This is a genomic window from Kocuria atrinae C3-8 (genome assembly GCF_000286355.1).
Classification (GTDB): Bacteria; Actinomycetota; Actinomycetes; order Actinomycetales; family Micrococcaceae; genus Kocuria; species Kocuria atrinae_A.
In genome coordinates, this window is the sequence record NZ_AJXN01000010.1 from 1 (window position 1) to 9,363 (window position 9,363).

6 protein-coding genes, 5 pseudogenes and 1 riboswitch are annotated in these 9,363 nt (G+C 65.6%); of the genes and pseudogenes, 8 read left to right on the forward strand and 3 right to left on the reverse strand.

Translation table 11 applies throughout. The annotated features are described in order from the left end of the window. Both YO9_RS0101635 and YO9_RS0101640 read left to right on the forward strand, forming a co-directional pair. Nucleotides 1-1,339: pseudogene (locus tag YO9_RS0101635) on the forward strand (aldehyde dehydrogenase family protein); the annotation flags it as partial. A 40-nt stretch (nt 1,340-1,379) separates the two neighbouring features. Continuing rightward, nucleotides 1,380-2,983: pseudogene (locus tag YO9_RS0101640) on the forward strand (GMC family oxidoreductase). A gap of 66 nt (nt 2,984-3,049) precedes the next feature. Here the strand turns inward: YO9_RS0101640 and YO9_RS0101645 are convergent. Then, nucleotides 3,050-3,346, reverse strand: coding sequence for a hypothetical protein (locus tag YO9_RS0101645; RefSeq protein WP_016995953.1), 297 nt, complete (start codon nt 3,344-3,346; stop codon nt 3,050-3,052). A 20-nt stretch (nt 3,347-3,366) separates the two neighbouring features. Next, a riboswitch (SAM riboswitch) is annotated at nt 3,367-3,508 on the reverse strand. 96 nt (nt 3,509-3,604) lie between these two features. After that, nucleotides 3,605-4,758 (reverse strand): annotated as a pseudogene (locus YO9_RS21230) (glycosyltransferase family 4 protein). A gap of 102 nt (nt 4,759-4,860) precedes the next feature. Here YO9_RS21230 and YO9_RS19490 point away from each other — a divergent pair. The 4 genes and pseudogenes from YO9_RS19490 to YO9_RS16245 all read left to right on the forward strand — a co-directional run bounded on the left by YO9_RS19490 (nt 4,861) and on the right by YO9_RS16245 (nt 6,835). Then, complete coding sequence (locus tag YO9_RS19490; protein ID WP_262925533.1) at nt 4,861-5,361, forward strand: cell division protein PerM; 501 nt, start codon at nt 4,861-4,863, stop codon at nt 5,359-5,361. Nucleotides 5,362-5,476: 115 nt separating this feature from the next. Next, nucleotides 5,477-6,039 (forward strand): annotated as a pseudogene (locus tag YO9_RS16240) (cell division protein PerM). Further along, nucleotides 6,003-6,140 (forward strand): annotated as a pseudogene (locus tag YO9_RS19495) (cell division protein PerM); the annotation flags it as partial. The pseudogenes YO9_RS16240 and YO9_RS19495, both read left to right, overlap by 37 nt. Before the next feature lie 305 nt (nt 6,141-6,445). Then, nucleotides 6,446-6,835: a hypothetical protein gene (locus tag YO9_RS16245; protein WP_223285941.1), complete on the forward strand. Its 390-nt coding sequence runs from the start codon at nt 6,446-6,448 to the stop codon at nt 6,833-6,835. Between the two features lie 205 nt (nt 6,836-7,040). Here YO9_RS16245 and YO9_RS0101670 read toward each other — a convergent pair whose 3' ends face one another. Next, nucleotides 7,041-7,214, reverse strand: a complete 174-nt coding sequence (locus YO9_RS0101670) for a hypothetical protein (RefSeq protein WP_223285939.1) — start codon at nt 7,212-7,214, stop codon at nt 7,041-7,043. Nucleotides 7,215-7,278: 64 nt separating this feature from the next. Here YO9_RS0101670 and purN point away from each other — a divergent pair, with 64 nt between their 5' ends. After that, complete coding sequence (purN, locus tag YO9_RS0101675) at nt 7,279-7,872, forward strand: phosphoribosylglycinamide formyltransferase (RefSeq protein ID WP_016995957.1); 594 nt, start codon at nt 7,279-7,281, stop codon at nt 7,870-7,872. Nucleotides 7,873-7,924: 52 nt separating this feature from the next. Further along, nucleotides 7,925-9,363 (forward strand): bifunctional phosphoribosylaminoimidazolecarboxamide formyltransferase/IMP cyclohydrolase (purH, locus tag YO9_RS0101680; protein WP_016995958.1); only part of this gene is annotated, 1,439 nt, incomplete at its 3' end.

Consider the following 9,363-nt stretch of genomic DNA (forward strand, 5'->3'; position numbering starts at 1 on the left):
TAGCGGACGATGAGCGCTGGGCGAGCGTCCCCGCGCCCGAGCGCGGGCAGTTCCTGCTGCGCGTTGCCGACACCCTGCGCGAGCGTGCCGAGGAGTTCGCCCTGGCCGAGTCCAAGGACACGGGCAAGCGCATCGACGAGTCGCGCCAGGACATGTCCGACATCGCGAACTGCTTCGAGTACTTCGGCAAGATTGCCGCGGTGGATGCCGGTCGCATTGTCGATGCCGGTGATCCCGACGTGGTCAGTCGCATCGTTCACGAACCCGTGGGCGTGTGCGGCATGATTACCCCGTGGAACTACCCGTTGCTGCAGGCCGCGTGGAAGATCGCACCGGCGCTCGCGGCGGGTAACACCTTTGTGCTCAAGCCGGCCGAACTCACCCCGCACACCTCGATCCTCATGCTGCAGGTGCTCGCGGACCTCGGACTCCCCGCCGGCGTGGGCAACCTGGTGCTGGGCGCGGCGCCCAGGCGGGTGCTCCGCTGTCCAGTGACCCGCGCGTGGACCTCGTGTCCTTCACCGGCGGCCTGGTGACCGGTCGCGTGATCGCGGCCGAAGCGGCGTCGACGGTCAAGAAGGTGGCCCTGGAGCTGGGCGGTAAGAACCCCAACGTGGTCTTTGCGGACGCGGATTACGACGCCGCTCTGGACAACGCGCTCAACGGCGCGTTCATCCACTCCGGCCAGGTCTGCTCCGCCGGCGCGCGCCTGGTGATCGAGGAATCCATTGCCGAGAAGTTCGTGACCGATCTGGTGCGCCGCGCAGAGCGAATCCAGTTGGGCGGTCCCTTCGACGAGAAGGCAGAGACCGGCGCGCTGATCTCCGAGGCCCACCGTGACAAGGTCCACGCCTACGTGGAGCGGGCCCGCGAGCAGGGCGCTCGGGTGCGCTGCGGTGGCCAGTTCGCGGAAGGACCTTCGGCGGACGGATCGCTGGACCTCGGCAAGGGTGTGTTCTACCTGCCCACCGTGATCGACCAGTGCACGCGCGAGATGGACTGCGTGTACGACGAGGCCTTCGGCCCCACCGCGACGGTCGAGACCTTCCGCACCGAGGAAGAAGCCATCGAGATCGCCAACGACACCAACTACGGCCTGGCCGGTGCCGTGTGGACCCAGGATGCGGGACGCGCCCAGCGCGTGGCCGGCAAGCTGCGCCACGGAACCGTGTGGATCAACGACTTCGGTCCGTACCTGCCCCAGGCCGAGTGGGGCGGTATGAAGCAGTCCGGTGTGGGCCGCGAACTGGGCTTCCACGGTCTGGCCGAATATCAGGAGACCAAGCACATCTACCAGAACACCCGCCCCGCGGTGACCGGTTGGTTCGCCGAGCACTGAGCCGCCCGGCAGCAGAACACGGGACACCTAAGAACGACCGATGGGAGAAACTGTGAGCACCACTGAAAACGTGGCTACCTACGATTACGTTGTTGTCGGAGCGGGCTCCGCCGGCGCCGTGATCGCGGCGCGCCTGAGCGAGAACCCGGACGTGAGCGTGGCACTGCTCGAAGCCGGCGCCCACGACGAGAACGTGCCGGAAGTCCTGACGCTCAACCGCTGGATGGAACTGCTTGAATCCGGTTACGACTGGGATTACCAGATCGAACCGCAGGAGAACGGCAACTCGTACATGCGTCTGGCTCGCGCCAAGGTGCTGGGCGGTTGCTCGTCGCACAACTCGTGCATCGCCTTCTGGGCACCCGCCGAGGACATGGACGAGTGGGAGTCCAAGTTCGGGGTCGAGGGCTGGAACGCGGAGATGGCATTCCGGTTGTACAAGAAACTCGAGAACAACGAGGATCCCGGATCCCACCACGGCCACGACGGTCCCGTGCGGCTGCGCCAGGTCCCCGCCGTGGATCCCTGCGGTGTGGCGGTTCTCGACGCCGCCGAACAGGCCGGGATTCCGCGCGCGGACTTCAACACCGGCAAGACGGTGACGCAGGGCGCGAACTTCTTCCAGATCAATGCGCGCGAGGACGGCACCCGCTCCTCGTCCTCGGTGAGCTACCTGCACCCGATCAAGAACCGCGAGAACCTCACGATTCTCACCGGCACCCAGGCCAAGCGGATCGTGTTCGACGAGAACCAGCGGGCCACCGGTGTGGAGGTCACGGACAATGCCTTCGGGCGTGCGCACGTGATCTCGGCCAACCGTGAGGTCATTGTCTCCGCTGGTGCCATCGACACCCCCAAGCTGCTCATGCTTTCGGGCATCGGCCCGGCCGAACACCTCACCGAGGTGGGCGTGGACGTCCTGGTGGATTCCCCGGGCGTGGGTTCACACCTGCAGGACCACCCCGAAGCCGTGATCCAGTGGGAGGCCAAGCAGCCCATGGTCGAGGACTCCACCCAGTGGTGGGAGATCGGCCTGTTCGCCCAGGTGGACGAGGGACTGGACCGCCCGGACCTGATGATGCACTACGGCAGCGTGAACTTCGACATGCACACCTACCGGCACGGGTACGCGACCGCGGACAACGCGTTCTGTTTGACCCCCAACGTCACGCACGCCCGTTCCCGCGGCACCGTGCGCCTGCGTACGCGTGACTACCGGGACAAGCCCCGTGTGGATCCTCGGTACTTCACCGACCCCGAGGGCTACGACATGCGCATCATGACCGCGGGTATTCGCAAGGCCCGCGAGATCGTCTCGCAGTCGGGTCTCTCCGAATGGGCGGGACAGGAGCTGTTCCCGGGCCAGGACGTGCAGACGGACGAGGAGATCGCCGAGTACATCAAGCGCACCCACAACACCGTGTATCACCCCGCGGCTCGTGCCGTATGGGACCGGTCGATGATCAGGATTCACCGCTGGATCCGCAGCTGCGGGTCAAGGGCGTGAGTGGCCTGCGCGTTGCCGATGCTTCGGTGATGCCGGAACTGGTCACCGTGAACCCCAACATCACGGTGTACATGATCGGTGAGCGCGCCGCAGAGCTGATTGCCCAGGATCAGGCTCAGGAGCCCGCCGCGAAGTAAGCACTGGTCTCCAGTCACGAACGAAGCCCGGCACTGTTGTGCCGGGCTTCTTTCGTACGGTCCTGATCAGGCGCTGAGGGCCACCGGTTTCGGTTCCAGTTTGTAGAACGGAATACCACCGGAGACGTTGGATGCTCCGGGAACCAGAAGCTGCTGATACTTTTCGCACCACTGGGCACGGCCGCGGTTGTGGGCGGCTGCGTGGGCCAGAGCGCGAACGTTGTTGCTCACATATTCGTGGATGTCTCCATTGGACTCAATGAGACGCACCATGTGGTGGTCCAGGTCGATGTCGACGTTGACGTCAACCCATTGTTCGCGAGGGGACTCGGTCTTTGCGCGTAGTTGTTGAATGTTCTTCATCAGTTTTGTGCTTTCGTACAGTGAGGTTCTTGCTATGCCCGCGGTTGCGCCACAGCCGCTTCGTCATCCAAACCACCCCTGAACCAAGGGTTGGCGTGCGCCGGGTTGGAGCCCAGCAGGAACTCGGGTTTCACCCCGATTTCCAGAGCGCATCTCGTGAAGCTGGATTAGAGCGTAGCGGGTCGAGCCCATGACAAACCAGGGCTTGTCTCATAACGTCACCAAAAGTTAATCAACTAATGGATCGTGCACCATGAATCAGGGTGCCGTTGTGGACAATCGGCGTGCGCGGGAGGCCACGGTCCGTGCCTGTGCATAGTGATCCATGAGTTGATCACACACGGCGGTCCAGGTGCGCGTCTGCACGGTGTCGTAAGCCGTGCGGGAGAAAGCGGCTCGTTTGGCGTTGTCACCCACCAGGTCCAGCACCCGTGCGCGCAACATTTCGGTGTCCCCGGGCTTGTAGAGCCAGCCGTTTCGTGAGGAATCTACCAGATCCACGGGTCCACCGCGGCCCACGGCGACCACGGGAACGGCACTGGCCATGGCTTCCTGGATCGTCTGGCAGAACGTCTCGTGTTCACCGGGATGGACGAAGACGTCCAGCGATGCCATGGCGGTGGCCAGTTCGTCACCGTCCAGGAATCCCACGAAGTACGCGTTGGGAAGGAGCATGCGGAGCTTCTCCTTCTCCGGCCCCGAACCGACGATCACCAACCGGGTGTCGGGCAGCGAATCCAGGACCACCAGATCCTGCACCTGCTTCTCGGGAGCCAAGCGACCCACGTAACCCACGAGCTTCCGGCCACCGCCCACCCGTTCGCGCCATTCGTGATCGCGTCGAGCCGGGTTGAAGCGGCGGGTGTCCACGCCGCGTCGCCACATGCGCACGCGTTGCACGCCGTGCTCGTGCAACGACGAGATGGACGCAGTGGAGGGAGCCAGGGTCACGGTGAGCTGTTGTGCATGTTCCGTACGTGACCCCACAGCACGTTTTCCAGCACCGGTGCACCATAGCGGGCGGCATAACCGGGGACATCGGTCTGATAAATGGACACGCACGGCAGTCCCAGATTCTTGGCGGCCTGGATGGCCTGCCAGCCCAGGACGAAGGGCGAGGCCACGTGCACGACGTCCGGCTGGAACCGGGTCAGGATCCGTTGCATGCGGGCCACCGTGCAGCTGGCCACCCGGACGTCCGAGTAGCCGGCGAGCGGAATGGACGCGATGCGCTGAACCCGCACTCCGTCCATGGTGTCCACAGAGCCCAGGGCTCCGATCTTTTCGTAGGACGGTGCGATGACCATGGCTTCGTGGCCCTGCGCCCGGAGATACTCCAGGACTCGAACCACGGAGTGCGTCACGCCGTTGATGTGGGGGAGGAACTGTTCGGCAACCACTGCGATTCTCACAATTAATACTGTGGCCGCCCCGGGTCACCGGCTCTCCACGCCAGGGTGACCTCAGGGTGAAGTCTGGACCAACACCGGTTGGGACGTGGAAAGATGGAGGCGATGAACTTCCCCACTTTCTCCGGCATGCTTTCCGGGGCGCGCGAGCGGCTGCAACGCCGCCAGGATGGCGCCTCCGGTAATTCACCCACCCCAAAATCCCCATCCGACCCCGAGCGGAGACACCCGGAGGACGGGTTCCCCATGCCGCTGTGGCTTCAGGGTGTCATTGAACTTCTGGCCGTGGCGGTCATCAGTCTGTTGCTCACGGGACTGCTCATGGCGGCCGTGTGGCTGGCCGGTGGTTTCGACTCCTTGGGTGCACTGGGTGGTTTCCAGCTGGCGGGTCAGGTGTGGCTGGTGGCCCACTGCACGCCGTTGACCATGGCCGCCATCCAGGGCATCGATCTTTCGTCGGGCGGCGGCACGCTCACACTGGTGCCCCTGGGCCTGACGCTCATCCCGTTCGGGCTTGCCGTCATTGCCGGGCGCCGGATCGCGCGGGCGTGCTGGCGCGGGCAGTTCCTCAAACCCTTCTTCGCGGGCATGGTCACCTACGCCTGATCGGGGCCCTGGTTGCGCTCGTGAGCAGTACCGAGCACGTGTCTGCGAGCGTGCTGTCCGGAGCGCTCTTCCCCCTGATCCCCGCTGGTCTGGGCACCTGGTCGGCGGCTGGAGCGTGTCTCGTTCCTTGGCCGCGGTCCTGGGCGCCGACGCCGCATCATGGATCCAGCGCACCAGCCAGTACTCGCGCTGGGCCGGTTCTTATGTGTGGGCCGTGGTCCGCGCGGGTTTCCTGTCCGCAGTGGCCGTCATTGCGGCCGGCGCGCTGCTGACGGTGGTGGCGTTGGTGTGGAACTGGGACGGCATCATTGCGGTCTACCAGGAACTGGGCACGGGTGCGGCAGGAGACACCGCGCTGACCGCTCTGCAGTTCGGTTACCTGCCAACATGATCGTGTGGGCCGCAGCCTGGGCCAGCGGTGCCGGATTCTCGGTGGGAGAGGGCACACTCACCTCCCCGTTCGAGAACTCGCTGGGTGCCCTGCCGCAGTTCCCGCCATTTGCAGCCCTGCCGGGCGGCGATCCCTGGATCTACGCCTCGGCCGTGGTGGTGCTGCCGGTCATGGCCGGAGTGCTCGCGGGCTGTGGTTCCTGCGCGAAGGAGAGAACCACCTGGACGACTGGATGGCCATCCGGCTGCCCATGCGCTGGTTCACGTTCATCCTGTCCACGCTGCTGACGGTCGCCTTCATCGCCGCCATCGGCGCGGGACTCGTCGCCTTGTTGGCCTGGTTGTCCCACGGTTCACTCGGGCTGGGCCGACTCACCGACATCGGCCCGAATCCGTGGCACGTGTTCCTGTGGACGGGTGCGGAGATCACGGCCGGCGGTGTCATCGGATACATTTTGGGTCCCTGGCTCGAGCGCGAGGGGTACCGGAAGAATCCGTGGAACAGCTCCCTGGAGGAATCATCCGCCGAGGATGCCGAAACGGAAGGCACGGAGAGCCTCGACGGAGAATCAGCAGGATCCGCGCGGGACGCCAAAAGGAGCGCCAAGCTGAGGCCAAGCAAGCCAAGAAAGCGGAAGCTCGGGAGAAGCGGGCTGCCAAGAAATCGGCGAAACGTAAGGCCGCCCGACTGGCAGTGCCCGGTGCCGACGATCAGTCCGCCGAGGAGCCGGAGCCTTCGGAGTCTGAGCAGCGCACCGGCGCGCACCCCGCACCTCGCGCGGAGCATCGGTCACGAGCCGTCGCGGACGGGACGGACCCCGCGACCGGGCCGAGCGGCGTCGTCGATCGGAACCAAGCTGCTCCCTGGGGTGCGAACGGGTCGACCGCGGTGACCGCTCAGGAACTGGGTGATGCAGATTCTGCGGATGCGGACGGTGACGGTGTGGCCGTGTTCGACGGGGATTCCGCGGACTCCGCTGATCGGGACGGCGCCGCTGATTCGCTGGGCGCCGGCGATTCCGACGGCGTGGCCCCCGGCGAGGATTCCGCGGGCCCGGTCTCCAACTCCGATCCCGAGAGGTAGTTCCAGATGTTGTCCGTGAGCTGACGCTGGCAGTGGCTCGTGGAGGACAGCGTCAGTGCTGAATCGACGCACTCCTGGTAGACCTGCGAGGCCGGCCACACGGCCAAGCGCGCACCACCGCCAAAGGCGTTGAATGCGCCCCATACGGTGGCCAGAATGGCCAAGAATGTGATGAAGAAGCGCGACTGGACCTTGCGGGACGTGCTCAGGCCACGATGCCCAGGACCACTCCGGCCAGTGCCATGATCACGCCCACGGCGGTGGACCACACGTGGCCGGTGACCAGCGCGGAGGACAGCAGCGCCAAGGCGGCTGCCAGACCGGAAAGCCTCAAACGGGAGGACGCGTGTGCTGTGTCTGGGCTTTCGGAATCCTGCATGATCTCCACTGTAAGGCAGCGGCCGGGTCGGGTCCGACCACAGAAAATCGTTAGCATGAACGGTATGCGACTCGTGGTCATGGTTTCCGGTTCCGGGACAAATTTGCAGGCAATCATCGATGCGCTCCACAAGGGCGACGTGGACGTGGACATCGTGGCGGTGGGCGCGGACAAACCCTGTGTCGGCCTGGAACGCGCGGAGGCCGCCGGGATCGACACGTTCCTGGTGCCGCTGGCCAATTATCCGGAGCGGGAGCAGTGGAACCGGAGCCTGGAACGCGCCATCGCCAACTACGCCCCGGATCGCGTGGTGTTCGCCGGATTCATGCGCATCGTGGACGCCCAGCTCGTGGAGCGTTTCGCGGGTAGGATCATCAACACCCACCCTTCGCTGTTGCCATCCTTCCCGGGCGCGCACGCCGTGCGCGACGCCATGAACTACGGAGTCAAGGTCACCGGTGCCACTGTGCACGAGGTCGTGGCGGACGTGGACGCGGGGCCCATCCTGGCCCAAGTCGCCGTGCCGGTCCGGTCTGAAGACACCGAGGACACCCTTCACGAGCGCATCAAGTCCGCCGAACGCGGGCTCCTGGTCAACGCCCTGGCCGCGTTGAGCCGTGACGTTAACTTTGAGCTGCCCATCGAAGAGCAGTCGTAGACTTTTCTTGGCCCCGAGCCACCCACCCACCCCGACCTCTCCTGGAGTTTTTGTGAATTCAATTCAGCTGGACCGTGTACCCCTCAAGCGCGCGTTGATCTCCGTGTATGACAAGACCGGTCTGGAGGAGCTGGCGCGTGGTCTGCACGAGGCCGGGGTCAGCATTGTGTCCACCGGTTCCACGGCCCAGCGGATTGCGCAGGCTGGTGTGCCCGTTACCGAGGTCGCGGACATCACCGGCTTCCAGGAATGCCTGGACGGTCGCGTCAAGACCCTGCACCCGCGCGTGCACGCCGGCATCCTGGCCGACCGTCGCAAGCAGGAGCACATCGATCAGTTGGAAGAGCTCGAGATCGAGCCCTTCGACCTGGTGGTCGTGAATCTCTATCCGTTCGTGGACACCGTGCGTTCCGGCGCGGCCCAGGACGACGTGGTCGAGCAGATCGACATCGGAGGTCCTTCCATGGTGCGCGCGGCGGCCAAGAACCACGCCGCCGTCTCCGTGGTCGTGGATCCCGCGAGTTACCCGGACGTGATCAACGCCGCCCAGGGCGGTGGCTATGATCTCGCGGCCCGCCGGAAGCTTGCGGCCACCGCGTTCGCCCACACCGCCGCGTACGACACCGCGGTGGCCACCTGGACCGCCCAGCAGTTCGAGTCCGATCCGGAGGCCAACTTCTGGCCTCCCTACGCCGGCCTCGCGTTCCAGCGCGCCGAGTCCCTGCGCTACGGCGAGAACCCCCACCAGAAAGCCGCGCTCTACGTCGACGACGCCGCCTCGCCGGGTATCGCACAGGCCGACCAGCTGCACGGCAAGGCCATGTCCTACAACAACTTTGTCGACGCGGACGCAGCCCTGCGTGCGGCCTACGACTACGACCAGCCCGCCGTGGCCGTGGTCAAGCACAACAACCCGTGTGGCGTGGCCATCGCGTCCCCGGGTGCCACGGACCCCATTGCCGACGCCCACCGCAAGGCCCACGCGTGCGACCCGCTCTCCGCCTACGGCGGCGTGGTTGCAGCCAACCGTCCCGTGACCGCGGAGATGGCCGAGACCCTCAAGGGAATCTTCACCGAGGTCGTGGTGGCCCCGAGCTTCGAACCCGCAGCCCTGGAGATCCTGCAGGCCAAGAAGAACATCCGCCTGCTCGAACTGCCGGAGGGCTTCGGCCGCGATCCGCTCGAGTACCGTGCCGTGTCCGGAGGTGCCCTGTTCCAGCAGGCCGACCGCCTGGATGCACCCGGTGACGATCCCGCGAACTGGACCCTTGCCGCCGGAGAAGCAGCGGACGAGCAGACCCTCGCGGACCTCGAATTCGCGTGGCGATCGCTGCGCGCGGTGAAGTCCAACGCCATCCTGCTCGCCCATGACGGCGCCTCCGTGGGCATCGGCATGGGGCAGGTCAATCGTGTGGATTCCTGCAAGCTCGCCGTGGAACGCGCCGACTCGTTGGCCGAGAACGGTGCGCAGCGCGCCCGCGGTGCGGTGGC

Coding starts and splice junctions, on each gene's coding strand:
- YO9_RS0101645 (WP_016995953.1), bottom strand. CDS start 3,346: ATGAAGAACATTCAACAACTACGCGCAAAGACCGAGTCCCCTCGCGAA.
- YO9_RS19490 (WP_262925533.1), top strand. CDS start 4,861: ATGAACTTCCCCACTTTCTCCGGCATGCTTTCCGGGGCGCGCGAGCGG.
- YO9_RS0101670 (WP_223285939.1), bottom strand. CDS start 7,214: ATGCAGGATTCCGAAAGCCCAGACACAGCACACGCGTCCTCCCGTTTG.
- purN (WP_016995957.1), top strand. CDS start 7,279: ATGCGACTCGTGGTCATGGTTTCCGGTTCCGGGACAAATTTGCAGGCA.